Annotated in this window: 25 protein-coding genes and 1 riboswitch; of the genes, 15 read left to right on the forward strand and 10 right to left on the reverse strand. The window is 61.7% G+C overall.

The features are described 5' to 3' along the window. The first annotated feature begins 187 nt into the window (after positions 1–187). Both ACW9H9_RS23365 and ACW9H9_RS23370 read left to right on the forward strand, forming a co-directional pair. Positions 188–1,996, forward strand: coding sequence for a monovalent cation:proton antiporter-2 (CPA2) family protein (locus ACW9H9_RS23365; protein ID WP_457345549.1), 1,809 nt, complete (start codon positions 188–190; stop codon positions 1,994–1,996). Positions 1,997–2,068: 72 nt separating this feature from the next. Then, on the forward strand, positions 2,069–2,647 hold the full coding sequence (locus tag ACW9H9_RS23370) for a hypothetical protein (RefSeq protein WP_457345548.1): 579 nt from the start codon (positions 2,069–2,071) through the stop codon (positions 2,645–2,647). A gap of 15 nt (positions 2,648–2,662) precedes the next feature. Here ACW9H9_RS23370 and ACW9H9_RS23375 read toward each other — a convergent pair whose 3' ends face one another. Genes ACW9H9_RS23375 through ACW9H9_RS23385 form a run of 3 tightly spaced genes read right to left on the reverse strand, consistent with a single transcriptional unit; the run spans position 2,663 to position 4,754 of the window. Then, on the reverse strand, positions 2,663–3,382 hold the full coding sequence (locus tag ACW9H9_RS23375; RefSeq protein WP_457345547.1) for an alpha/beta hydrolase: 720 nt from the start codon (positions 3,380–3,382) through the stop codon (positions 2,663–2,665). A gap of 12 nt (positions 3,383–3,394) precedes the next feature. Then, positions 3,395–4,153 carry a precorrin-6A synthase (deacetylating) gene (gene cobF / locus ACW9H9_RS23380; RefSeq protein WP_457345546.1) on the reverse strand — a complete coding sequence of 253 codons (759 nt, stop codon included), beginning with the start codon at positions 4,151–4,153 and terminating at the stop codon, positions 3,395–3,397. A gap of 46 nt (positions 4,154–4,199) precedes the next feature. Further along, the gene (locus ACW9H9_RS23385; RefSeq protein ID WP_457345545.1) at positions 4,200–4,754 is read right to left on the reverse strand and encodes a histidine phosphatase family protein; all 555 of its coding nucleotides are present in this window, start codon (positions 4,752–4,754) and stop codon (positions 4,200–4,202) included. 51 nt (positions 4,755–4,805) lie between these two features. Then, positions 4,806–4,954, forward strand: a riboswitch (adenosylcobalamin (AdoCbl) riboswitch). On the opposite strand from ACW9H9_RS23385, the gene ACW9H9_RS23390 reads away from it, so the two are divergent. The 9 genes from ACW9H9_RS23390 (at position 4,955) to ACW9H9_RS23430 (ending at position 13,145) form a co-directional block, all read left to right on the forward strand. Continuing rightward, a complete protein-coding gene (locus ACW9H9_RS23390) occupies positions 4,955–5,167 on the forward strand; it encodes a CbtB domain-containing protein (RefSeq protein ID WP_457345544.1) in 213 nt (70 codons plus the stop codon). 15 nt (positions 5,168–5,182) lie between these two features. Next, on the forward strand, positions 5,183–5,911 hold the full coding sequence (locus ACW9H9_RS23395) for a CbtA family protein (protein WP_457345543.1): 729 nt from the start codon (positions 5,183–5,185) through the stop codon (positions 5,909–5,911). Positions 5,912–6,116: 205 nt separating this feature from the next. Then, complete coding sequence (locus ACW9H9_RS23400; RefSeq protein WP_457345542.1) at positions 6,117–6,971, forward strand: MurR/RpiR family transcriptional regulator; 855 nt, start codon at positions 6,117–6,119, stop codon at positions 6,969–6,971. A 20-nt stretch (positions 6,972–6,991) separates the two neighbouring features. Continuing rightward, positions 6,992–7,534, forward strand: a complete 543-nt coding sequence (gene ddpX / locus ACW9H9_RS23405; RefSeq protein ID WP_457345541.1) for a D-alanyl-D-alanine dipeptidase — start codon at positions 6,992–6,994, stop codon at positions 7,532–7,534. Between the two features lie 111 nt (positions 7,535–7,645). Further along, a complete protein-coding gene (locus ACW9H9_RS23410; RefSeq protein WP_457345540.1) occupies positions 7,646–9,196 on the forward strand; it encodes an ABC transporter substrate-binding protein in 1,551 nt (516 codons plus the stop codon). Between the two features lie 101 nt (positions 9,197–9,297). Then, entirely contained in the window at positions 9,298–10,314 is a 1,017-nt protein-coding gene (locus ACW9H9_RS23415) for an ABC transporter permease (protein WP_457345538.1), read from the forward strand. 1 nt (position 10,315) lies between these two features. Then, positions 10,316–11,215: a D,D-dipeptide ABC transporter permease gene (ddpC, locus tag ACW9H9_RS23420; RefSeq protein WP_457345536.1), complete on the forward strand. Its 900-nt coding sequence runs from the start codon at positions 10,316–10,318 to the stop codon at positions 11,213–11,215. Next, positions 11,212–12,204, forward strand: a complete 993-nt coding sequence (locus tag ACW9H9_RS23425; RefSeq protein WP_457345535.1) for an ABC transporter ATP-binding protein — start codon at positions 11,212–11,214, stop codon at positions 12,202–12,204. Before ddpC ends, ACW9H9_RS23425 begins: the two co-directional genes overlap by 4 nt. Further along, entirely contained in the window at positions 12,204–13,145 is a 942-nt protein-coding gene (locus tag ACW9H9_RS23430) for an oligopeptide/dipeptide ABC transporter ATP-binding protein (protein WP_457345534.1), read from the forward strand. Before ACW9H9_RS23425 ends, ACW9H9_RS23430 begins: the two co-directional genes overlap by 1 nt. Positions 13,146–13,190: 45 nt before the next feature. Here ACW9H9_RS23430 and ACW9H9_RS23435 read toward each other — a convergent pair whose 3' ends face one another. The 4 genes from ACW9H9_RS23435 to ACW9H9_RS23450 form a co-directional block, all read right to left on the reverse strand. Continuing rightward, positions 13,191–13,676: a YbjN domain-containing protein gene (locus tag ACW9H9_RS23435; RefSeq protein ID WP_457345532.1), complete on the reverse strand. Its 486-nt coding sequence runs from the start codon at positions 13,674–13,676 to the stop codon at positions 13,191–13,193. Between the two features lie 112 nt (positions 13,677–13,788). Then, positions 13,789–15,129, reverse strand: coding sequence for an MFS transporter (locus tag ACW9H9_RS23440; RefSeq protein WP_457345530.1), 1,341 nt, complete (start codon positions 15,127–15,129; stop codon positions 13,789–13,791). A gap of 42 nt (positions 15,130–15,171) precedes the next feature. Next, complete coding sequence (locus tag ACW9H9_RS23445; protein WP_457345529.1) at positions 15,172–16,704, reverse strand: class I adenylate-forming enzyme family protein; 1,533 nt, start codon at positions 16,702–16,704, stop codon at positions 15,172–15,174. 3 nt (positions 16,705–16,707) lie between these two features. Further along, positions 16,708–17,886 (reverse strand): acetyl-CoA acetyltransferase, encoded by a 1,179-nt coding sequence (locus ACW9H9_RS23450; protein ID WP_457345528.1) that lies wholly within the window; start codon positions 17,884–17,886, stop codon positions 16,708–16,710. A 129-nt stretch (positions 17,887–18,015) separates the two neighbouring features. Here ACW9H9_RS23450 and ACW9H9_RS23455 point away from each other — a divergent pair, with 129 nt between their 5' ends. Continuing rightward, positions 18,016–18,588, forward strand: a complete 573-nt coding sequence (locus tag ACW9H9_RS23455) for a LuxR C-terminal-related transcriptional regulator (RefSeq protein ID WP_457345526.1) — start codon at positions 18,016–18,018, stop codon at positions 18,586–18,588. Positions 18,589–18,605: 17 nt separating this feature from the next. Here the strand turns inward: ACW9H9_RS23455 and ACW9H9_RS23460 are convergent, their stop codons facing one another. After that, positions 18,606–19,124 carry a GNAT family N-acetyltransferase gene (locus ACW9H9_RS23460; protein ID WP_457345563.1) on the reverse strand — a complete coding sequence of 173 codons (519 nt, stop codon included), beginning with the start codon at positions 19,122–19,124 and terminating at the stop codon, positions 18,606–18,608. Positions 19,125–19,318: 194 nt separating this feature from the next. On the opposite strand from ACW9H9_RS23460, the gene ACW9H9_RS23465 reads away from it, so the two are divergent. The 3 genes from ACW9H9_RS23465 to ACW9H9_RS23475 all read left to right on the forward strand — a co-directional run bounded on the left by ACW9H9_RS23465 (position 19,319) and on the right by ACW9H9_RS23475 (position 23,258). Next, positions 19,319–20,191 carry an undecaprenyl-diphosphate phosphatase gene (locus ACW9H9_RS23465; RefSeq protein WP_457345525.1) on the forward strand — a complete coding sequence of 291 codons (873 nt, stop codon included), beginning with the start codon at positions 19,319–19,321 and terminating at the stop codon, positions 20,189–20,191. A 143-nt stretch (positions 20,192–20,334) separates the two neighbouring features. Continuing rightward, positions 20,335–22,074, forward strand: coding sequence for a dipeptidase (locus ACW9H9_RS23470; protein WP_457345523.1), 1,740 nt, complete (start codon positions 20,335–20,337; stop codon positions 22,072–22,074). Positions 22,075–22,202: 128 nt separating this feature from the next. After that, positions 22,203–23,258: a PD-(D/E)XK nuclease family protein gene (locus tag ACW9H9_RS23475; RefSeq protein WP_457345522.1), complete on the forward strand. Its 1,056-nt coding sequence runs from the start codon at positions 22,203–22,205 to the stop codon at positions 23,256–23,258. Between the two features lie 204 nt (positions 23,259–23,462). On the opposite strand, the gene ACW9H9_RS23480 is transcribed toward ACW9H9_RS23475, so the two are convergent. Both ACW9H9_RS23480 and ACW9H9_RS23485 read right to left on the reverse strand, forming a co-directional pair. Then, positions 23,463–24,488 carry a sel1 repeat family protein gene (locus ACW9H9_RS23480; RefSeq protein WP_457345521.1) on the reverse strand — a complete coding sequence of 342 codons (1,026 nt, stop codon included), beginning with the start codon at positions 24,486–24,488 and terminating at the stop codon, positions 23,463–23,465. A 385-nt stretch (positions 24,489–24,873) separates the two neighbouring features. Then, positions 24,874–25,374 carry a hypothetical protein gene (locus ACW9H9_RS23485; protein WP_457345519.1) on the reverse strand — a complete coding sequence of 167 codons (501 nt, stop codon included), beginning with the start codon at positions 25,372–25,374 and terminating at the stop codon, positions 24,874–24,876. Between the last annotated feature and the right edge of the window lie 83 nt (positions 25,375–25,457).

Raw genomic sequence — 25,457 nt, forward strand, 5'->3', positions numbered from 1 at the left:
GTAGACCGATTCAAAGGCTATTGAAATAAATGGTATTAATACTTTCGTTATGGGTCCGTAGGAATTAGATGACAGCCCCTACCCGCTGGGTTCCGGGGTATCGCCCCACGCAAAAATTCAGATTCCCGGACGTTAAAAGACGCTCTAATGGCGCCTTGTCGATTTGAAGAAAGACCTGGAGTAAGCAATGCCCCATGAAGGCAACCTCTTAGAAGCCGCGGTGGTTTTCCTGCTCGCGGCCGTGCTCACCGTTCCCTTGGCCAAGCGCCTGCAACTGGGCGCCGTCTTGGGCTATCTGCTGGCTGGCGTGATCATCGGCCCGTCGGTGCTGGGCCTGGTGGGCAACCCGCAAAGTGTCAGCCAGTTTTCCGAACTGGGCGTGGTGCTGCTGCTGTTCATCATCGGCCTGGAGCTGTCGCCCAAGCGTTTGTGGGTGATGCGCAAAGCCGTGTTTGGCGTTGGGCTGGCGCAGGTGTTGCTCACCGCCGTGGTGATGGGCGCGGTGGCGTTCTGGGCATTTGGCCAGGCGTGGAACGGCGCGATCGTGCTCGGGCTGGGCCTGGCGCTCTCGTCCACGGCGTTCGGCCTGCAAAGCCTGGCCGAGCGCAAGGAACTGAACCAGCCGCATGGCCGCCTGGCCTTTGCCATTTTGCTGTTCCAGGACATTGCGGCGATCCCGTTGATCGCCCTGGTGCCCCTGCTCGCGGGCAGCGATCACCCCACCACCGAAGCCCAGGGTTGGCATCACGGGTTGCAGGTGTTGGCCAGCATCGCCGTGGTGATCATCGGCGGGCGCTACCTGTTGCGCCCGGTGTTTCGCGTGGTGGCCAAGACCGGCCTGCGCGAGGTGTCCACCGCCACCGCCTTGCTGGTGGTGATCGGCACCGCCTGGCTGATGGAACTGGTGGGCGTGTCCATGGCCCTCGGCGCGTTCCTGGCCGGCCTGCTGCTGGCCGACTCCGAATACCGCCACGAATTGGAGTCGCAGATCGAACCGTTCAAGGGCCTGCTGTTGGGGCTGTTTTTTATCAGCGTGGGCATGGGCGCTAACCTCAGCCTGCTGTTCAGCTCGCCCCTGGCCGTGCTGGGCCTGACCTTGTTGCTGATCGCCATCAAGCTGCCGCTGCTGTACAGCGTCGGTCGCCTGGTGGGTGACCTGAACCGCGAGAGTGCCCTGCGCCTGGGCGTGGTGTTGGCGGCCGGGGGCGAGTTCGCGTTTGTGGTGTTCAAGATCGGTCGCGACCAGGGCCTGTTCGAGCCCCACCTGTACGACATCCTGGTACTGACCATCACCCTGTCCATGGCCGTCACCCCGCTGCTGCTGTTGCTCTGCCCGAAACTGTTCCGGCCCAAGGCCAAGCCGGTGGACGTGCCCGAGGAATACCGCGCTATCGAAAGCGACGCGCCACGCGTGGTGATCGCGGGCATGGGCCGCATGGGGCAGATTGTTGCGCGGATCCTGCGGGCGCAAAACATCTCGTTCATCGCCCTGGACACGTCGGTGGAAACCATCGAGTTGACCCGCAGCTTTGGCGGCATGCCGGTGTTCTACGGCGACCCCCGCCGCCCGGAGATCCTGCACGCGGCCAAGGTGGACCAGGCCGAGTTCTTTGTCATCGCCATGGACGATCCCGAGATCAACATCAAGACCGCCGAACTGGTGCGCAACCTCTACCCGCACATGAAGATCATCGCCCGCGCCCGCAACCGCCAGCACGTGCATCGCCTGGTCGACCTGGACGCCTCGCCCGTGCGGGAAACCTTCTACTCCAGCCTGGAAATGAGCCGCCGCACCCTGTTGGGGCTGGGGCTGACGCAAACCCAGGCCGATGCGCGCATCAACCGCTTCAAGGCCCATGACCTGCAACTGCTGGCCGCTCAACATGCCGTGTATGACGACGCCGCCAAAGTGATGCAAACCGCCCAGGAATCCCGGGCGGAATTGGCGCGATTATTTGAGATGGATCGGCTCGAGGAGGAGTCCGACAAGGTGTAAGGATCCACATGAACGAAATTGCGAAATTTCTGACAGAATGTCGCGCAATTTCGTTCATCCCTGGAGTGCTTCATGGCCACCCTCAGCAAATCCGCCGCCCTCTTGGCCCTGGCCCTGTTCGTGGGGTTGGGCGCGAGCCCCTCCTTCGCCGCCAAAAAAGCCGTGGCGCAAAAGACTGATACCCAGACCGTGTCCACCCTGGACGGCAAGTTCACCTTTGCCCTGCCCACGGCCTACGTAGGCGACACCTTGCCTACCGGCAGCGAAGCGGATGGCACCGCCTACACCAGCGGCACCTTGTATGCCAACTCGACGACCAAAAGTGTGGTCATCGTCGCCGAAACCGTGCGCAAAGACGCCAGCATCCAGAACAACGACACCGCGTTCCTGGACGGCGCCGCCAATGACTTCGTCAAGAGCCAGAGCGCCGCGTTGCCCGACTTCAAAAAGCAGGGCGAGAAGAAACTGACGGTCAAAGGCATCGGCGTGCGCCAGGTTGACAGCACGGCCACCCAGGGCGGCGGCAAGACCTTGAACTCGACGTTTCTTGCCGGTGCAGGCCAGCACATGCTGGTGATCCAGGCCATCTCCCGGGCGGACGATGTGAAGGGCCACGAAGCGCTGGTCAAACAGATCACCGGCGGCCAGTGACCCCACCGCAGGGCTTTAGTGCAGGCTGTTTTCCAGCCAGTGCTTGAGGTCCTGCACTTCGGCCTCGCCAACCGTATGAATCATGCCCGGATACCCGTGGAATTCAGGCGTGAGGCCGATCCCCTGCAGTACCTCATTGGCCCGCGTTGCCGACGCATAGGGCAACGCCTGGTCCAGCGTGCCGTGGCCAATAAAGATCGCCAGCGTGTCCAGTCGCTTGTCGGGCTTGAGCTGCCCTTTGAGCACGGACAATACGCTGCCGCTCAAGGCCGCGATCCCGCGCAGTTGCTCAGGCTGTCGCAAGCCCACTTCATACGACATGATCGCGCCCTGGCTGAACCCCACCAGGAACACCCGGTCACTGTGCGTGTGGTATTTGGCGGTGGCTTGGCGCACAAAGTCTTCGATCAGGCGGGCACTGCGCTGCAAGTCGGCGGTTTGGCCGTCGTACTCACCGTCACCGGGGGTTTTGGCAAACCAGCGGTAGCCGTCGGCGTCCACCGGCATGGGCGCGCGCACCGACAGGTAGGTCCAGGTGGACGGCAGCCGGTCCTTGAGGCCAAACAGGTCTTCTTCGTTGCTGCCAAACCCGTGCAGGAAAATCACCAGCGGTTCGTTGCGCGCATCAGGCTGGGTCTGCTCCAGGTACAGCAGCGGCAGGTCGTTGTGCAACACCGGGTCGGCATGGGCGGCGCCCGCCAACAGCGCGAGGCTTAGGGCAATCAGTTTGAGCATGGGCATTGACCTCTAGGGTTTGCGCAGTAAGTACGTGTCCATGATCCAGCCATTGGCCTGGCGCGCCGCCTTGCGCACCCGTTCGATTTCGTCGGCAACCTGCCCCACCTTGCCGCTGATGAGAATTTCGTCCGGCGTGCCCAGGTAGGCGCCCCAATAGATGTCCCTGTCTTGATCGGCCAGGGTGCGGTAGGAATCTTCGGCGTCCAACATGACCACCAGGGTGTCGGCATCGCTGACCTGCCCCGCGGCCAGGCGGCGCCCGGTGGTGATCTCGACGGAGCGGCCGATGCGGTTCAACGCCACTTTGTGCTGCGCCGCCAGCGCCTGGACGCTGGTGATCCCGGGGATGACGTCAAACTCGAACGCACAGCCGCCACCCGCCAGAATCGCCTGCAGAATGCGGATGGTGCTGTCGTACAACGCAGGGTCGCCCCAGGCCAGGAAAGCGCCCGTTTCGCCGTCGGCCATTTCTTCGTTGATCATGCGCTCGAAGGTGTGTTGCTTGTCGCGGTTGAGGTCTTGCACGGCGGTGGTGTAGTCGATGTCTCCCCGCACGCGCTCGGGGCACTCGGCCTCGACGAAGCGGTACGGGTGATCGGCGCTGATGTAGGTCTGGCAGATCTCCCGGCGCAGGTCGATCAGCTTGTCTTTGCTCTGGCCCTTGTCCATCAGAAAAAACACGTCGGTGCGGTTGAGCGCCTTGACCGCCTGCATCGTGATGTAGTCGGGGTTGCCGGCGCCAATGCCGATGATCAGGATGCGCTTCATGGGGATGCTCTCTGTGCGGGGCGCGGATTTTGCCATGTTCGGCGGCTCAGGCGTGAGTTTCCAGGCGCAGGCGCCATGCGTGGTGGTAACGCAGCTCGGTCGAAGACAGCGGCTCCACATCGATCAGGTAGAACATCGAGAGCGGAAACTTCATGACGTACAGCAGGGCCGCGCGAATCACGAACGGGTGCGTCACCGCCACCACGTGCCCGGGCTGTGTTTGGAGGGTGTGCATCCAGCGCCCTACCCGCTCGCAGATCTCATCGACCGACTCGCCGCCGTGGGGCGCGCTGCTCGGGTCCGTCAACCAGGTGTGCAGTTGCAGTGGGTCCACGTCGCTGAGGGCCTGGCCCTGCCATTCGCCAAAATCACCGTCGCGCAGCGCCGGCTCCATGACCGCCGTGGTGGCGAACAACGTCGCGGTCTGGCGGGTGCGCGCTTCGGGCCCGCACAGCAGGCGCGGGTCTTTCTTGAAACGCGCGGCCTGTGACAACGGTGCGTTTTCCCAGTCCATCAACACCGACTCGTCCGCCGGAAACCGTCCGCGCTTTTGATACGGGGTCAGCGCATGGCAAATCAGTGTCAATCGGGTGCCTTGCATGCATTTAACTCCGCGTTCGGGGCCCAGTCAGCGTAGACTGGTGAAGTTGTTTCAACATGTTACAACGCAAATGAAAACAGGAAGCCGGTTCAACGCCGGCGCGGTCGCGCCACTGTAGGGGGCCTTACAGCCTTAAGCCAGACCCTGTTTTCATCACCTTGGCTATTCCATTTCGGGACGCGTTATCCCTGGAGGTTCTCATGGCTTACACCGCTGCAACCGACTCCGATCTTTCTTTGCCCACGATTCCCCTGGGCGAGATCCTGCCCTGGGCCATTTTTGGCGGCCTGCTGTTGCTGCTGGCGATTTACTTCGTCGGTGCCGAACAAGGCGCCACTGCGGTATTCAAGGGCATGTATGTGCATGAGTTCGTGCACGACGGCCGCCACCTGCTGGGTTTCCCCTGCCATTGATCGGAGCGTGACGACATGACAGGGCATTTACTCGTTCGCGGGATGCTGGTGGGCTTGCTGGCCGGGATCCTGGCCTTTGGGTTTGCCAAGACGTTTGGCGAGCCGCAGATCGACAAGGCGATTGCCTTTGAAGATCAGATGGCGCAGATGCACGGCGATGCGCCGGAAGAAGAGCTGGTGAGCCGCGAAGTGCAAAGCACCTTCGGCCTGTTTACCGGCGTGGTGGTGTACAGCGTGTCGCTGGGCGGCATTTTTGCCCTGGTCTTCGCCTATGCGCTGGGCCGCATCGGCAAGGTCGGCCCGCGTGGCCTGGCCGCGCTCTTGGCACTGGCGGCATTTGTGACGCTGATTGTGGTGCCAGGCCTCAAGTACCCGGCCAACCCGCCTTCGGTGGGCGACCCGGACACCATTGCGCTGCGCACCCAGCTGTTTTTCCTGATGTTGCTGGTGTCGGTCGCGGCGGCGGTGATTGCGGTCAACACCGCCCGCAAGCTGATCGCCCGCCGTGGCATCTGGACCGGCGCGATACTGGGCGTGGCCCTGTACATCGTGATCGTCTCGGTGGCGGGCGGTTTGTTCCCGGTCATCAATGAAGTGCCAGAGCAGTTCTCGGCCGTGTTGCTGTGGAAATTTCGCGTCGCCTCGCTGGGCATCCAGCTGGTGCTGTGGACCACCGTCGGCCTGGTGTTCGGCGCCGTGGCCGAGCGCACGCTGAACGGTGCGCAGGCACGCCTGAATCGCTGAGACCCCGCGTCATCGACCGCTATCGCAGGCTCTCCTGCGGTAGCGGGCTGTCACTTTCGCCGCCACCGATCGGCACGCCCACGCGCAACAACCCCCTCCCCCACAAATCCAATAAATTTCATTGTTATGTCAGCACCACGAATGTTAGGTTAATAACAGCCACCATAAAAATGTATGACAGATAACATAGACCGCCGGGCACGTCATGGACAAGCACAGCTTTCACCACACACTGGAACAGCAATTTCCCACGCTGACGCCCACGGGCAAGCGGATTGCTACGTACCTGCTGGCCAACCTGTCGCAGCTGCCTTTTGAAACGGCCGACAGCATTGCCCAACACGCCGGCACCACTGGCATCACCGTCGGCCGCTTCCTGCGCACCCTGGGTTATCGCAACCTGGATGACGTGAAGCGAGGCCTGCGCGGCGACCCACAGTCCCACTGGCTGATCACCGACCGCCTGGGCGCGTTTCGCCAGGAAGCCCATCAGCAAGACGCCCTCGACCGCTCCCTGGCCCGCGAAGTCGAGGCCATCGAACACACCTACCAGCTGGCGCGCAGTGAACCGTTCGGGCGCATCGTGCAGCAGATCGTCGAGGCCGATGCCGTGTTTATCCTGGGTATCCAGTCGACTCGCGGCATTCTCAGCGCGTTTCACAGCCACCTCGAATACATCCGCCCCAAGGTCTATTACGTTGACGGCCTGTCGGGCATCTATGCCGAAACCCTGAACTCGGGCTTCGAAAAGCCCTACGCGCTCATCGCCGATTTCCGCGCCTACTCCAGCATTACGCCGACCTTCTGCGAAACCGCCAACGCCGAAGGTTTGCCGCTGGCGCTGATCACCGACCTGCAGTGCCCGTGGGCGCGGGACTATGAGACGGACCTGCTGCAACTCAAGACCGATGTAGGACAGTTCTGGGATTCCATGGCCCCGTTAACCTGCCTTTTTAATCTGATAGTCTCCGCCGTGGCCGAACACTACGGCGAGCGCCTGGATGCGCGTCTGGCAAAAAACCGTGCCCTGCAACAGGCCTTTGGCCAGTTTGAACCGTGACCGAGAAAGGACCTCTTCAAGTGAACAACCCTCTGCTCGTAGAAATCGCCCCGCCTGAATTCCCGGTGCAGATCGACCTGATCTACGCCAGCGCCGACAACCTGGCAGGCGTCGTGATCTACCGCAACGCGCGTTGCCTGCTGCACACCGAGGCCGCCGAGTGCCTGCGCAAAGCCAGCCAGTTTGCCCGCCAGGCTGGCTACACCCTGCGTATCTATGACGCCTACCGCCCGGCCTATGCCCAGCAACTGCTGTGGCAAGCACTGCCCGACCCCAACTACGTGCGCGACCCGCGCCTGGGCTCGCACCACACCCGGGGCGTGGCGGTGGACCTGACCTTGCTCGACGAGCACGGTGAGCCCCTGGACATGGGCACGGCCTTTGATGCCATGGAGCCCAAGTCCCACCCGTTCTACCCCGACCTGCCGCCGCAGGTGCAGCGCAACCGTTTGATCCTGATGGGCATCATGCTCGGCGCAGGCTTCAAGGCGATTGCCACGGAGTGGTGGCATTACGAGCTGCCGGATGCCGAAAACTTCCCCCTGATCGAGGAGTCGCACTGACCTTAAAACCTGCCCCCACAATAATAAGCAGCACCTTTGGCTCCAACTGCCCGGTTATAGATTTCATAAAAACTGACCCGCTTTTTCCTCTAAATAATCAAGGAAACCGGCATGACCCTTAGCACCCGAAACACCCTGACCCTGTCCCTGCTGTGCGCGGCCCTGAGCCTGGGCGCGTGGCAATCGGCAAGCGCCGCTGCGCCCAAGGACACCCTGATGATCGGCAAAGCCGCCGACCCGCAAACCCTCGACCCGGCCGTGACCATCGACAACAACGATTGGGCCGTGACCTACCCCGCCTACCAGAAACTGGTGGCCTATAAAGTCGAAAACGGCAAAGGCAGCACCGACGTGCAGGGCGACCTGGCCGAGCGTTGGGACATTTCCGCCGACAACCTGGTGTGGACCTTCACCCTCAAGCCCGGCAACAAATTCGACGACGGCGCCGCCGTGGATGCCAACGCCGTGAAGTTCTCCTTCGACCGCGTGATGCAGCTCAAGCAAGGCCCGTCCGGTGCGTTCCCGGATGACATGAGCGTGAGCGTGATCGACCCGCTCACCGTGCGTTTTACCCTGACCAAACCCTACGCGCCCTTCCTCTACACCCTGGCCCACAACGGCGCCGGCATCATCAACCCGGACGTGGTCAAGCAAGGCGACGTCAACGCCTACCTGTCCACCCACACCGCAGGCTCCGGCGCGTTTCGCCTGAGCAACTGGCAAAAGGGCCAGTCGCTGACCCTGGAACCCAACACCTATTACGCGGGCGCAAAACCTGCGCTGAACAAGGTGGTGATCAAGATCATCGGCGAAGCCTCGGTGCGCCGCCTGCAGCTGGAAAAAGGCGACCTGGACATCGCCGAAGACATGCCCCAGGACCAGCTCACCACCCTGGCCAGCAAAAAGGGCGTGGTGATCGACGAGTTCCCGTCGCTGCGCGTGACCTATCTGTACCTGAACAACAAAAAGGCGCCGCTGGATAACCTCAATGCGCGCCAGGCCCTCGTCGATGCGGTGGACTACAAAGGCATCGTCGACGGCATCCTCAAGGGCCAGGCCAAGCTCATGAACGGCCCGATCCCGGCCGGGATGTGGGCGCATGACGACAGCCTGCCGCTGATGAAACAGGACCTGGACGCCGCTGGCGCCAACCTGAAAAAAGTCCCGGGCAAGATCACCAACCTGAACTTCATGTACTCCGACAAGGACGCCAACTGGGAGTCCATCGGCCTCACCCTGCAAGCCAGCCTGGCACCGCTGGGCATCAACCTGAAGATGGAAAAACTGGCCAACGCCACCATGCGCGAACGCCTGGGCAAGGGTGACTTCGACGTGTCCATCGGTTCCTGGGCACCGGACTTTTCCGACCCCTACATGTACATGAACTTCTGGTTCGACTCCGCGCTGCAAGGCCTGCCGGGCAACCGCTCGTTCTACAGCAACCCGCAGGTGGACACGCTGGTGCGCGATGCGGCGGCCAACAACGACACGGCCAAGCGCACCGAGCTGTACCAGCAAGCGCAAAAGATCGTGGTCAAGGACGCCGTGTACGCCTACCTGTACCAGAAGAACTACACCCTGCCGATGCGTGACTCGGTGAAGGGCTATGTGTTCCATCCGATGCTGGAGCAGGTGTTCAACGTGGCTGAAATCAGCAAGTAACCCGTAAAGCGCCGAGGTGGGAACCGGCGGGCCTGCGTTGCCCGCCCGTTCCCACGCTGACGGCCTCCTGATTCACAGTCCCGTGCTACAGAGGAGCCCCCATGGCCTTCCTGACTGTTTTGCGTAAACGCCTGTTCGGCCTGTTGCTGGTCGTGGTGGGCGTGTCGCTGATCACCTTTTGCATCTCTCACCTGATTCCGGGTGACCCGGCGCGCCTGATTGCCGGCGACCGGGCCACCGATGCCATCGTCGAGAACATCCGCCACCAGCTCGGCCTCGACCTGCCGCTGTACCAGCAATACCTGCGCTACATGAGCGACCTGCTGCACGGCGACCTCGGCACCTCGATCCGTACCAGCCGCCCGGTGCTGGAAGACCTGCAGACCTTCTTCCCCGCCACCCTGGAGCTGGCCTTTGCCGCGCTGCTGCTGTCGGTGCTAGTGGGCGTGCCGCTGGGGGTGTTGTCGGCGGTGTACCACAACCGCGCCATCGACCAGTTCGCACGGACCCTGGCGGTCACCGGCATTTCGACCCCGGCGTTCTGGCTGGGCCTGGGCTTGATCGTGTTGTTCTACGGCCAGCTTGGCTGGCTCCCCGGCAGCGGCCGGCTCGACGAGGGCCTGAACCCGCCCCGCACGATCACCGGTTTTTACCTGGTGGACGCCCTGCTGGCGGGCGACCTCCCTCTGTTTCTCAACGCGCTGGAACACCTGCTGTTACCGGCCATCACCCTGGGGTTCGTCAACCTCGGCGTGGTCGCCCGGCAGATCCGCTCGGCCATGCTCGACCAGCTCGGTGAAGACTACATCCGCACCGCCCGCGCCTATGGCCTGTCGCGCTGGGCGGTGATTTTGCGCCACGCGCTGCCCAATGCGCTGATCCCCTCGATCACCGTGCTCGGCCTGACCCTGGGCGATTTGCTCTACGGCGCCGTGCTCACCGAAACCGTGTTTGCCTGGCCGGGCATGGGCGCTTATGTGGTCAAGTCGATCCAGGCCCTGGATTTCCCGGCGGTGATGGGCTTCGCCATTCTGGTGTCGTTTATTTATGTACTGCTCAACATGCTGATCGACCTGCTTTACCGCGTGGTCGACCCGCGTATCGGCGAGGTGAATTGAGATGACCGCCCCCGTAACCATGCCCGTACCGGTGCCCCTGGCCCAACGCCCCACCTGGCGCACGCGCCTGGCGTACCTGAGCTACCAGGTACGGCGCAGCCCGCTGACCCTGGCGGGTTTGCTCATCACCCTGATCGTGCTGCTGTGCATGGCCTTCGCGCCCTGGCTGGCCAGCCACGACCCTAACGCGCTGAACCTGGCCCAACGCCTGGCCCCGCCCTCTGCCGAGCACCTGTTCGGCACCGACGAGGTGGGCCGCGACCTGTTCAGCCGGGTGCTCTACGGCAGCCGCCAGTCGGTGGGCGTCGGCCTGTTCGTGGCCTTTGCCTCGTGCCTGGCCGGGGGCCTGCTGGGGTGCCTGTCGGGGATCATCGGCGGGCGTTTCGACAACCTGGTGATGCGCCTGATGGACATCATCCTGTCGGTGCCGTCGCTGGTGTTGATCATGGCGTTGGCGGCCGCCCTGGGCCCCAGCCTGTTCAACGCAATGCTGGCGATCACCGTGGTGCGCATTCCGTTCTACGTGCGACTGGCCCGGGGCCAGGCCCTGAGCATCCGCCAGATGGGTTACGTCAAGGCATCACGGACCTTTGGCGCCGGGCGCTGGCATATCGTGTCCTGGCACGTGGGCCGCAACGCCCTGCCGCCGCTGCTGGTGCAACTGAGCCTGGACATCGGCAGCGCCATCCTGATGGCGTCGGCGCTGGGGTTCATCGGCCTGGGCGCACAACAACCTACCGCCGAGTGGGGCGCGATGGTGGCCACCGGGCGTAACTTCATTCTCGATAACTGGTGGTATTCGACCTTTCCGGGGCTGGCGATCCTGGTGACCGCCACCGGCTTCAACCTGCTGGGTGACGGCGTGCGCGACCTGCTCGACCCACGGCAACAGGGGAAATGACCATGACCCAAGCACCGGTCCTTGCCATCAACAACCTGAGCCTGGAATTCCCGGCTTACCGCAACAACGTCCAGGCCCTCAACGGCGTGTCGCTGCACGTCAACCCGGGGGAGATCGTCGGGGTGGTCGGTGAGTCCGGCTCTGGCAAGTCCGTCACCGCCATGCTCAGCCTGCGCTTGCTGCCCGAGCGCAGTTACCGCATCACCTGCGGCAGTTTGCAGATGCTGGGCCGCGACATGCTCAGTGCGCCGGAAAAAGAGCTGTTGAAGATTCGCGGACGCGATGCGGCGATGATCTTCCAGGAGCCAATGACCGCCCTCAACCCCACCCGGCGCATCGGCCGGCAGATGCTCGATGTGATCATGCACCACCAGCGCGTGAGTAAAGGCGCCGCCCGCGCCAAGGCCATCGACCTGCTGCGTGACATGCACATCGCCGACCCCGAGCACGTCCTCGACAGTTACCCCTTTGAGCTGTCTGGCGGCATGCGCCAGCGGGTGATGATCGCCCTGGCGTTTTCCTGCGATCCGCAATTGCTGATCGCCGACGAACCCACCACCGCCCTGGACGTGACCGTGCAACGCCAGGTGCTGTTGTTGCTGCGCGAAAAAGCCCGGGCGCGCGGCACCGCCATTTTGCTGATCACCCACGACATGGCCGTGGTGTCGCAGTTCTGCGACCGGGTCTACGTGATGTACACCGGCGCCGTGGTCGAAGAAGGCCCCACCGCACAGGTGATGAGCGACCCGCGCCATCCGTATACACAAGGTTTGCTCAGTGGTTTGCCGGAACAGGTCGAGCCCGGCGAAGACCTGCAAACCATCACCGGCCAAGTGCCCAACCTCGCCGCCCTGCCCACCGGCTGTACCTTTCGCGAACGTTGCCCGCAGGCCATGGCCTTGTGCGTGGAACGCCCCCACCTGGACTCGATCAACCCGGCCGGCCAACGCAAAAGCGCGTGCTGGCTGACCACCCGGGAGGCTGTGTGATGACTGAGCCGCTGTTGACCTTGCGTGATGTGCGCGTGAAATTCCCGGTGAAAAACGACTGGCTGGGCCGCCCGCGCGGATACGCCCACGCGCTGAACGGCATCGACCTGCAAGTACGCCCCGGCGAAACCCTGGGCATCGTCGGCGAGTCCGGCTGTGGCAAAAGCACCCTGGCGCAGTTGTTGATGGGCCTGGTGCCGCCCAGCGACGGCGAAGTGAACTGGGCCTACACCAGCGACCGCGAGCGCCATCGCCATGTGCAGATCGTGTTCCAGGACCCGCAATCGTCCCTCGACCCGCGCCTGCCGATCTGGAAAATCATCACCGAACCGTTGTTTGCCCTGGGCGACACGCCCAAGAGCGAAATGCGCGGCATCGCCGCCCGGGTGGCGGCGCAAGTGGGCATTCGCGCCGAGTACCTGGACCGCTACCCCCACCAGTTTTCCGGCGGCCAGCGCCAGCGCATCGCCATCGCCCGGGCGCTGGCGTCCAACCCCAGCATTCTGGTGCTGGACGAGCCCACCTCGGCGCTGGACATCTCGGTGCAGGCGCAAATCCTCAACCTGCTGGCCGAGCTGCAACGCCGCCTTGGGCTGACCTACATCCTGATTTCCCACAACGTGTCGGTGGTGCGCCACATGGCCGACCGCGTGGCCGTGATGTACCTGGGCCAGATCGTCGAGTTGGGGTGTGCCAAGCAGGTGCTGGAACAGCCAAGGCACCCGTACACCCGGCTGTTGCTGGAGGCGGTGCCTAAACTGGGGGTCGCGCTGGATGAGGCCTACGTGAGTGCCCCCACGGAACTGCCGGGCAACCGCGTGCTGCCGGAGGGGTGTTTCTTTCTGGACCGCTGCCCACGGCGCACCCAAGGTTGCGAACGCCCGCAGCGGCTGGTGGGCAGTGTGCATCAGCAGATGCGCTGCCACCTGGAACATCCCTGAAGCCATGGGTGGACGCGGGTGGGCCCGCCTCCACCCCCAACGCCCTTAGAGCGCAGGCGTCTCCTCACGGGCATCGGCCACGGCGGCATCGGCCTGGGCCTGGAGCTGGGCGGCCTGCTGGGTGTAGTCACGCAGGTACACGATGAACTCCTGCAAGAGGCGGTCCCACAGTTCCAACTGACCGCGCAGGTACGTCGCGCCGACACCGGCCACCACCACGTCCATCTCCATCAGCAGGAACTCGCCCTGCAACGACAGCCGGGCAAACCGGCGCGAAGCGTTCCACACATCGGCCAGGCCCTTGGGCAGCTCGCCTTGTACGCGCAGCGCGCAGCTGTAGGTGAAGTCTACGTAGCTGCCCTGCTCTGTCGCCGGGTTGCCAAAGCGCACGGAAAACCCGATACCCTGGCTGGCGCTGAGCAGTTGCACGCTGCCGTTCTGCTCGGTCTGGTTGACGCGGTAGCCGGAGGCCTGAAGCAGTTCAGTCAGCGTGTGCGGGGTCACGCTGGCGATCAGTTGTACATCGCTCATAAACATATCTTCCTTGTTGATCAATGAGTCACGAGGGCTTGCGGAGCATCAAACCGTTTAAGGTATAGCTCATCATTCAAGCCCTACGCCAATCCTCACCGGATCAACACGTTCAAGACGCCGCCGACACCTGCAACGCGCCCGCCTTCACATTAGCCACCACCGCCGGCTTGCCAGCGGCGACGAAGTCTTCCGTGCGCAACACCACCAGGGCAATCAGCGACACCACGCCGGTGCCGACGTAGAAGTACCAGGGCGAGGTGATGTCGCCGGTCAACTGGATCAACCAGGTCGAAATCAGCGGCGCGCTGCCGCCAAACACCGCCACCGGCACGTTGTACGCCACGGCGATACCGGTGGAGCGGATGCGGGTGGGCAACAGCTCGCTCATCAGCGCGTAAGTCGAGGACGCGTAGAGCCCGAACAGAATCGCCACCGCCATCAGCGGCCAGAAGAACGACGCGGCCGTGGCCGTGGGCGCCGACTTGAACAGCCAGAACATGGCCAGCGTGGCCAAGGTGCCGATCACCAGCAGGAAGGGTTTGCGCCCGTATTTATCGGTAAAGGCCCCGCCAAACGGCATCACGAACGCGGCCGAGAAACTGGCCACGAACACGTAGAGCAAAATGGTGCCGCTGTCGAACTTGAGGATCTTGGCCATGTAGGTCGAGGCAAAGGTGAGCACCAGGTAAAAGATCGAGCTGTGCAGGGTGATGATGAAAAACACCAGCGCAATCGCGCGTTTCCACTGCCACACTTCGCGCAGCGGCGCCTTGGAGGTGTCACCGGCCCGTTGCAGGGCAAGGAACTCGGGGCTGTCTTCAAGCTTGAGGCGGATGTACATGGAGATAAAGCCCAGCGGCGCCGCCATCAGGAACGGCACGCGCCAGGCCCATTCCTGCATCAGTTCGGCGCCCAGGATCCAGGTCATGCCGTTGGCCACGGCGCCGCCCAGCAGCAGGCCGAGCACCGCCGTGACCATCAACCAGCAGGTGGCAAACCCGCGTCGCCCGGGGCCTGCGTATTCAGAGATAAAGCTGGTGACGGTGCCGATCTCGCCGCCCGCCGAGAAGCCTTGCACGCAGCGCACCAGAATCAGCAGCACCGGCGCGGCGATGCCCAGGCTCGCGTAAGTGGGCAACAGGCCGAGCAGGCAGGTGGAACCGCTCATCATCACCAGGGCCATGATCAGGGTTTTGCGCCGCCCGATCTTGTCGGCCAGCGGGCCAAAGAACAGGCCGCCGAGCGGGCGGATGAAAAAGCTCAGGGCAAACGCGGCAAAACTGGCGAGCAGGCTGGTGGTGGGGTCATCGGAAACGAAAAACGCCTGGCCGATGTACACGGCCAGAAAGCCGTACACGCCGTAGTCGTACCACTCGATCAGGTGGCCGGAAGTGGCACCGATAAACGCACGGCGACGCTTGTGCGCCGTGTCTTGGGGTTGAATGCCCATCGAAGGGACTCCTTGTCTGATGTCTGTCCATAAAAAGCGGGATTAGCGAACGGCGGCGATGCTCTGCTCTTTTAACCAGGCCCGCAAGTCGGTCTTGAGGATTTTTCCGTAGCTGTTTTTAGGCAGCTCGTCGCGAAAGATGTATTTCTTCGGTTTTTTGAACGAGGCCATGCGCTCGGTGAACCAGGCCGTGAGGGCGGTTTGATCCAACGGCTGGCCATCGCCTGTGACCACAAACGCCACCACCGACTCGCCCCACTGCGCATCGGGCTCGCCCACCACGCACACTTCAAACACCTGCGGGTGCTGGGCCAGTACCTCTTCGACTTCCCGCGGGTACACGTTGCTGCCGCCGCTGATGATGACGTCTTTGGAGCGATCGGTGAGCGTCAGGTAGCCGGCCGGGTCGAGAAAGCCGATGTCGCCGGTCAGCAGCCAGCCATCAACGAGGGTCTGCCGGGTGGCCGTTTCGTTGCGCCAATAGCCCTGCATCACCGTGGCGCCGCGTACGGCGATCTCGCCCCGCTCGCCGCACGGCAGCGGCTGATGCGCGGCGTCCAGGATACGGATCTCCACGCACGCCTGCGCCTGGCCGACCGACGCAGCCCGCGCGGCCCAGCCGGGGCGGTGACGGTCGCCGATCAGCGAGCGGGGCAATGCGCTGATGGTCATCGGGCTCTCGCCCTGGCCGTAGATCTGCACCAGGCGCGGGCCGAAGGTGTCGAGGGCCTGCTCCAGGTCTGCCAGGTACATGGGGCCGCCGCCATACACGAGGGTTTTGATGCCCTCCCCGCCATAGCCCTGGCGCCGCGCCTGCTCGACCATGCGCTTGACCATGGTCGGCGCGGCAAACAGCGACACGTCGTGTAACCGGGTTGCCAGTGCGAACAGTTCGGCGGCATCAAAGCCCCGGGACTCGGGCACCACATGCCGCGCCCCGCAGCGCACGTGAATGAAGTTGTACAGCCCGGCGCCATGGGACATCGGCGCGGCATACACCACCGCATCGCCCGCAGTCACGGGGTCCACGTCGATGGGGTAGCACAAGGACATCGCCATCAGGTTGCCATGGGACAGCATCACACCCTTGGAACGCCCGGTGGTGCCCGAGGTGTAAAACAGCCAGGCGAGGTCCTGGTCGTGGCGCGCGCAAGGCGCCTCCAGCGACGGCCCCACCTGGGCGGCGGGCAGCGGGTGCCCGTCCAGCTCGCGGCACCCCGGCGGCAGGTCGGCCGGGGCGAACACCTGGCCGCCATCGGTAAAGATCAGCCGGGCCTGGGCGTTGTCGGCGATCCAGGCCGCTTCTGCCGGGTGCAATTTATGGTTGATGGGCACTACCACCCCGCCCATCCACCAGATGGCGTAGAGCAGCTCCAGGTACTCGCAGCAGTTTTTCATCAGCACCGCCACCGCATCGCCCGGCACCAGCGCGTGCGCGCCCTGCAACGCAGCGGCGCGTTGGCGTACGCGAGCGGTGAAGGTGGCGTAGTCGGCCACTTGCCGGGCGCCTTCGAACAGGGCCGGGCGCTGGGGGTCGCGACGTTGGGTGTCGTGCAGCCAGTGGGCAATGTTCATCGGTCAGCTCCGGCGGGCTTGCAACACCGAGGCGTAGTTGGCGACCGCCATGCCGCCCATGTTGAACACCAGGCCAAATTCGGCCTGGGGCACCGCCAGGCCAATGGGCTCGCCGGTCAGTTGGCGAAACGCCAGCGCATGCATCGACACGCCCGTGGCGCCCACCGGGTGCCCCTTGGCCTTGAGCCCGCCCGACAAGTTCACCGGCAAACGCCCGCCGGCCCGCACCACGCCACTGTCCAGCACACGGTGGCCTTCGCCCTTGGGCGCCAGGCCCATGGCTTCGTAGATCAACAGTTCGGCGATGGTGAAGCAGTCATGCACTTCGGCAAAACTCAGGTCGGCCAGGGTGACATTGGCGGCGCGCAGGGCCGAATGGATCGCCCGTTGCGGGCCTTCAAAAGCAAGGATGTCGCGTTGCGCAATTGGCAGCCAGTCATTGACCTGGGTCAGCGCGCGGATCTGCACCTCACGGCGAAAACGCGCGGCGCGCTTGGGCGAAGCCAAAAGGATGGCCGCGGCGCCGTCGCTGATCAACGAGCAGTCGGTGAGGCGCAGCGGATCGGCCACCAGCGGGTTGCTCGACGACACTTGGTTGCAGTGCTCGAAGTCCATCACCCGGTGCATCTGCGCCAGAGGGTTGGCCATGGCGTTGGAGTGGTTCTTGGTGGCGATGGAAGCCATCGACGACAGCGGGCAGTGATAACGCTGGGTGTACTGGCGCGCGGCCTGGCCAAACAGTTGCGGAAAACTCAGGCCCGCCTCGGCGGCGTCGTTCTGGTAACCGGCACCCGCCAGTGCCTGGGTGACCTGGGCCGTGGTGTTGTGGGTCATCTTTTCGGCGCCCACCACCAATACCAGCTCGGCGCTGCCGGACAGGATCGCGTTGACCCCCGCCTGGATCGCCGCCGAGCCCGAGGCGCAGGCATTTTCTACCCGGGTGGCCGGCTTGAACCGCAGCGCCGGGTCGGCCTGCAGCATCAAGGAGGCGGCAAAACCGTCGGTGACCATGCCCGCGTTGAAATGGCCGAGAAACAACGCGTCAATCTCGCAGGCTTCGATGGCCGCATCCTGCAGCGCTTCGCGGGTGACCTGGACGATCAAGTCCTCCAGGGTGGAGCCTTCCAGGCGACCAAAACGTGAATGGCCAGCAGCAACAATCGAAACGCAATCAACAGGCATGTTTATTTTCTTCTGTTCTTGGTACGGACTTTCCTTAGAATGGCGCATCGAACCCGGCACTCGCCAGTTCGTGCAACTACTTACAAGGCTAAGTAGCGCCACCGGACAGCCCCCCAAGGCAGGATGCCAATGAGCGTTTTCGCACACCAACTCCAAGACATCGAACGCCTGGCGTTCAAGGTTTCCCCCGCGCCCCAGTTGATCACCAGCCAGCGGGTGATCCTCGACTGCAACGAGGCGTTCCTGCACCTGTTCGGGTATGGGCGTGATGCGTTGCTCAATCAGCTGACCGTGCTTATCTACCCGTCCCAGGCCGATTACCAGGCGATTGGCAAGCGCAGCCACGAGTGGTTGCGCAACAGCAAAAACGGCTCTTATTCCGACGAGCGTTTCATGCAGCACCACGACGGCGAAGTGTTCTGGGCCCGCTCCCACGGCTACACGCTGACCCCGGACGACCCGTTCAAGCTGATGGTGTGGCACTTCGAGCGGCTGGACCGCACGCACCAGGGCACCGGCGACCTCACCCCTCGCGAGCGGGAAATCGCCATGCACATCGTCAATGGGCTCAAGTCCAAGGAGATCGCCCTGCGCCTGGGCATTTCTCACCGCACCGTGGAAGTGCACCGGGCGCGGCTGATGAAAAAGCTGCAGGCGAAGACGGCGGTGGAGCTGGTGTCGAAGATCATTATGGTGAGCTGACAGCCCCACGCAGTGGCTTAGTGCAAGGCCCGCGTCACCAGAAAACTCTGCAAATTCGGCTCATCGTCCAGCTCGATCGCCTGGGCCGGGCGCGGCAGGTTGTCCAGCACCACACGCCAGAACGCCTGGGCGGCTTCATCCTGGTCGTAAAAGCGCACCAGCCAATTGGCCGAGCCGCTGCTGAGCACCTGGGTGGCCAACGCGCTGCCGATGCCTTTGCGCCGGTAGCGCTTGAGGATGAACAAGTCGGCCAACTCCAGCGCGTCGATGCCCGGCAGCTCACTGCGCTCGACCAGCAAAAAGCCTGCGACATAGCCGTCGACCAGTATCAGGTTGGCGCTCCACTGCGGGGCCTGCCAGTAGCGGTCCAGGTGCTCTTGATGAATGTAGAAACGGCCGTCGGGCTCCACGTCCTCCTGCTCCCAGTCCGAGGACTCGTAGGCGTAGAACTGGTAGAGGTTGGCGATCAATTCGGCATCTTCCGGGCCGGTCTGGATCAGCTCGACGGTGGTTTCAGGCGTGGCGGGCATAGGCATCTCGGTCAAAACACGGCGCAGGCGCCTGGGTGGGGCGCCATTGTTCACAAAAGCGCCCCACAATGCCATCCGTGGCGGTCAAGCTTTCTGCTTGCTGAACCAACCGCAACTTTCTATTGTCAACGCCGAATTCGTTACAAGATTAGACTAAACTCTGTAGCACTTCCCTCCCCCTTGTTTTCAGGAAAAGTACTTTGACAAACGTCTGCTCCAGCGGCCTCGATGTTGGCTTTGCGTCCCTGGATTACCTGCAAATCGGCATTCTGGGCATCATCCAAGGCATTACCGAGCTGCTGCCCGTGTCTTCCACCGCCCACATGCGCATCGTGCCCGCCCTGCTCGGCTGGCCAGACCCAGGCTCGGCGTTCTCTGCCGCCATGCAACTGGCCGCCTTGGCGGCGGTGATCAGCTACTTCTGGAAAGACGTGCGCCAAGTCACCGTCGGCAGCATCAGCGCGGTACGCCAGGGCGACTACAACAGCCACTGGTTCAAACTGGCCGTGGCGATCATTTTGGCGACCATCCCCATTTGCATCGCGGGCCTTGCGTTGTCATCGACCCTCAATGCCTGCAACTCGCCGCTGCGCGGGCTGATGGTGATCGGCATTTCCTGCCTGGTCATGGCGGTACTGCTGGCCGCCGCCGAACTGACGGCCCGCCACCGCCGCACCGTGGGTGAAATGCGCCTGCGCGACGCGCTGATCGTGGGTATCGCGCAGATTGGCGCGCTGATCCCCGGCGTCTCCCGCTCGGGCTCCACCCTGACGGCTGCATTGTTCCTGGGTTTCAAACGCGAAGAAGCCGCACGTTTCTCGTTCCTGCTGGGCCTGCCCGCCATCGCCCTGGCCGGCTTGAAAGAACTGTGGGTGCTGTTCCACGCCGACATGCCCGCCCATGCCTGGCCTCACTTGCTATTTGGCCTGGTGGTGGCGAGCATCTCGGCGTTCTTCGCAATCTGGGGCCTGATGAAGTTTTTGGAGAAGTTCTCCACCTGGCCGTTCGTGATTTATCGCGCGGTGTTGGGGGTGTTTTTGATTGTGGCGGTGAGTACGGGCCTGCTGAGCTAAGCCGCGCAGCAGAACGCCTGTTGGCGTGGGGCAGCCACTGAGGACTCCCCACCGCCTGCCCAGCAGTGTTAGTGTGTGGAAATGTTTCTGACCACTCGATCAGACATTTCCCACCCACACCCTGCAAAGGAATGCCCCCAGCAATGGACTTTTCCCTCAAACAATTGGCCGCGGCCACGCTGGTCCTGGCCAGCCTTGCGTCGTTCACACCCTCGGCACTCGCCAACATCACCCCGCAACAAAGCACGGCCATCCTTGAAAGTTTCAGCGAGCAGCCGGTCACCGATTTCCGTCAGTTCCTTGCAAACCTCACCCACGGCAAGCTGGCCTTGGGCAAAGACGTTGCGCCCGCGATCACCGCGTTTCTGGCCGACAAGGACCTGACCGCCGACCAGCAAAACCAGATCCACCGCCTGCTGGGCCTCTACGCCCGAGTGAAATACGGCAAGGCCGCCACCCAAACCCTGCGTGAACTGGTAGAGATTCCGACCTTTCAGGTGGACGGTGTGGCCCAGCACGACAACCCCGAATTCATCAAGATCGCGGCCAAGATCAAAGACCTGGCCGAGTCGTTCAACCTGACCTTTCGCAATATCGACAACCGTGTCTACGAGATCTCGTTGCCCGGCAGCGGCGATGAAGTGGTGGGCATTCATGCTCACGCCGACGTCGTGCCCGTCACCCCGGAAAACTGGGTACTGGCGGACGGCACCAAGCTCGACCCGTTCAAGATCACCCTGATTGGCGATCGCATGTACGGCCGTGGCACCGAGGACGACAAGAACGGCATTGTCGTCGCGCTGTATGCCATGAAAGTGATCAAGGAAGAAAAGCTGCCCCTGGCGCGGCACTTCAAGCTGCTGGTGGACACCACCGAGGAAACCTCCGGCGACGCCATCCCGTACTACTTCGAGCACAATCCCACCCCGCAATACAACCTGGCGCTGGACGGCGGCTACCCGGTGGTGATCGCCGAAAAAGGCTACGGCACCGTGATGGCAAGCTTCCCCAAGCGCAAGGCAGACGGCAAAGGCGCGGAAATTGTCTCGCTGACCGGCGGCCTGGCGACCAACCAGATTCCTTCGGTGTCGGTGGCGATGCTGCACACGGACCATCCCGCCGAGCTGGCCGCCAGCCTGCAACAGGCCGGCACCCAGTACGCCCAGCAGAACGGCGGCAATTTCCAGGTGGCCGCCCAGGTGGTCGGCAACGACGTCAAGCTGACAGTGACCGGGGTTTCTGCGCACTCCTCCGAGCCGCAAAGTGGCGTCAACCCGGTGGCCCGAGCACTGGGGTTCATCAACAGCCTGAACGGCAAGGTGGCCCTCAAGCACAACGCCATCACCGACGCCGCCCGCTACGCGGCCGACAACTGGGGCCTGGATTACCTGGGCAACACACTGGGTATCGCGTTTGCGGATGACTTCATGGGCCCGCTGACCACTTCACTGACCTACGTGGGAGAAGACGCCAAGGCGTTCAAACTGGCGGTCAACCTGCGGGTGCCCAAGGGCAAGACGCCTGCCGCGCTCAAGGCCCAGATCACTGAAAAACTCGGCGCCTGGACCCACAAAAGCCAGGTGGCCGTGACCTTCGACACCAAAATCGCCGAGCCGATGTACCGCAACCCCGAAGGTGAGTGGGTCAAGGCGTTGTTGGCAGTGGCCAGCGAAAACCTGGGCATGGCACACACCTTCGGCACCTCAGCCGGGGCGACCTCGGTGCACGAACTGCCCAACGGCGTACAATTCGGCCTGGCCCGCCCAGAGGTCAAATACACCGGGCACACCGATGGCGAATTCAAGACGGTCGAGCAGTTCCTGCTGGACCTGCAAATCGTCACCGAAATGATGGGCTGTATCGGGCAACTGCCTAAGCTGTGAGAAACACGCCGGGCCCGCTATTCTGGCGGGCCCACTGTGACCTTGATATGCAAGGTCGTGCAGGTTGAGCTCGGTATTGGCCCGGCTCACCGCCCGCCCCAAACACGGCCCTCACACGGAGCACCACCATGGACCTGGAACAGGCCAAGGCCTTTTTGGCCCAGGCCGAAGAACATCGCCAGCCGACGTATGAGCCGAGCATATTTGCCTTGGGCGCCCGCGCTTACTACGAAAACCCCACCACCGACCTGCTCGCGTTTTTTCTTGACCCTGGGCAACGCCACGGGCTGGGGAATTGTTTTCTTCAAGCCCTGCTGAACGTTGTAAACCCCAGCCTCTCGCCAACCCTGCGCCTGCCGCCGCAGCGCGAGGTCAATACGCCCAACGGCAACCGCATAGACGTGTTGCTTCACGGGGATGGCTGGCTGCTGGTGTTGGAAAACAAGATTTTCCATCACGCAATCAACCCGTTCGACGACTACGAGGCCTACGCCAAAACCCTCGCTAAATCCCACACACCGATGTTTGTTGTGCTTTCCCCTGCCGGGAACGCCGCAAAAGGCAACTGGGTCGGTTTGAGCTACACCACATTCCTCGCAGCGCTTCGCGAACAACTGCCCCGCCCGAACCCACGGGTGCCACTGGATAAATGGCAAGTGTTGGCAGGAGAGTTCCTGCTGCACCTGGAAAACGTCACCACGGAACGCGCCATGAACCCCGACAGCATCGACTTTGTGTTTGACCACCTGCCTCAGATCAAGGCACTCAACGAACTGCGCGACAAAGCCTTTGAAGCGCTGGACCGGAAAATCCTCGCCACGTTTCAGTCAAACATCCCCGGCTACAAACCCTACACCCGCCGACACACCTGGGATGGCTGGCCCGCCTTGCGCTACGCCTGCAAGGACTGGGAAACGTGGTCGGACGTTGTTCTTTATCTGGACTACAGCCAGACCGTACTCAGGCCTCTTATCAGGGTTTATTTGTGTGACGTCGATGAGCGCCTTATGGAGCAAGGGCGCAGGTTGTTTGTGGGCACCAGTATTGAACCGTGGACCGAGGGTAACTATGTGATCGGCTTTCAATGGCAGTTGGAGGCGTTTGACGAAGAGGTCATTTTCGGGATGTTGCTTGAGAAAATGCGCCTGTTGATGGGGTTTGAAAACGATGTGCGCGGTGGGTGAGCGATCCCTTGTACTGGGCACAGGGGGTCGGGTCATCGAAAATCTTCGGGGCTTTTTTTGACGTGTTTAATGCCGCGTAGGATAGAACGGTGTTAATGCGTTTGCGCCCTCCCCGCAGGGTTTTCTTGAGATCACCTCATTCCTTTTTAGTACGGTCAAGTAACCGACAACGGCTTGCGCGATGAACGCCTCTCGTTTTCAAAATTACAGGCAATGATCGGTGCCGACGTCGTCAGTGAGCTGCACTGCCAGGCGTCGCGCATTCTCGCTGGCCGCAGGGTTGCCTTGGGCGGCAGCCAACTGGTAACACGCCATCGCACGCGCCGTGTCACGGGTCTTCAGCGTGCCGTTTTCAAATGCATCACCCAGATAATTGATGGCATCGACAGAGCCCATTGAGGCGGCCCGGATGAGCTCTTCTTCCGCTTGGGCAGGACGATGGCACGGACCTTCAGGGGCGGTCGAATTACCGTAGCAATAAAACGTCGACAGGCTGGCAGCACCGTCGGCCAGGGTAGCGGCGGCGGCTTTCAACAGTGCTTCCACCTTATCGTCACTTAACTGTGGCGCCATCCCCGACAAACTGAGACTTGCGGCATCCAGGCTGGCTTGGGGGTCTTCAGAGGCAGCGGCGCACACGTAGTTTTCTAATGCCGCTTCAAAAAAAGCCGTGCCTAGCTCGTATAGCCCACTGCCGCCTAAGCGAGAAAAAGCATCGCCCCGCTGATAGCAGTCGTTTTCAGCGTTGTTCAGACCTGGTTTGCCTGGGGCCGAAAGATCATTGTCACTGATCGACCAGTCCTCTATCCCCTCGAGAACCCAGCACGTGGTGCGGGAAAAATTAAACACCTTGATATGGCTGTTGCCTGCGCGCTTATCGACAACCTTGACATGATGAGCATCGACATCTTCAACATTGATGCCCTCCACCTGGGCTGATGCTACAGGTGCCAGTAGCGGGAACATCAAAGAGGACACCGCTTGGACGGTAGTCTGTGGTTCAAACCCACCCGGCTCTGCTGTTGGTTTTAACACCAACGATTTCAGTGTGATGTGCGTCAGAGCCTGTTGGGATTCTGCACGTGAGGAAAATATCGAAAGGAAGGTGATGAAGTCTTCCGACGGGCATTCTGCCGCATAGGCAGCACCGTGGAAAAAGCTGAATGATACAAACAGGCTGAAAACTGCGGCCACAAGACGGAGCCGAGTTGACCGAATATGAGCGTTCATAAGTCCCTTTATGCGTTTTAATGCCGGTATATTAAGCCAGCGCCAGTACAAAATCTTACACCTAAACTATGAAGATTGCCCCGCTAACAACCGTTAACATCTTTGCAAAGTACCCAACCACGAATCTCTCTGCCCTTTGCGGTTTTATATAGAATCGATAGCCACCCGGCCGATACCACCTCTCGCTTTACCTTATCGCCACTCACCAAATACATTCCCGTGTCGGCGACGATGGTTTGCGACGAGTAAATTGAAGTTTTTCGTAAAATTGTTAGTTTAGGCCAATCGCCTATCCACCAGTAATAGTTTTGATGCAAGTTTTTGAAAACTTTTCACTCTAAAAACACAAACCATACCTAAAAAGTAACAAATAAAAATATATTATTTAGCGTTTATTTTTCAAATACGCTTTTATTTTGACTGCATCGACATACGAGAAACTTTGTGCTTCACCCTCTTGAAAACCATCAATTCCTGACAGGTTATCATCGTAGGTGACGAGGTTGTTCACGACCAACGAATTACGCTCATTTTTCTCATATCCATAAACCTGATAAAGAGTTCCATAGGTTCCAATGCCACGACTTGTCAGCGTCCACGAAACAAGCACGAGGACATTATTTTTTCCCTTTATCGGATAAAAAAATAACGACTCTATTTTAGGATCAGAGCCTGCGACCTCATACTTACCCACAAGCTCTCGAACTTTTTTTCCATTCTTCCCCATTTTTTCCAGTATCAGGGACACAGGAAATTCAACATCTCCTGTTTTTAAAAAAGACAACTCAGCCCCCTCAACAACGCTGGTTTTAAACGGCCCCTGAAGTAGCTCACCTTGCAAATATTTATTTTGATTTTCAGCAACCGCGAACGTTGACGCCAACATCAAGAATAAAAATATTGCTCGCATATGTTCTAGTGTGCTGTTCGCGAAATAAATTTCTGAGTAATTCGTCTACACTTCAAACG

This window comes from Pseudomonas sp. SDO5215_S409 (assembly GCF_054071325.1).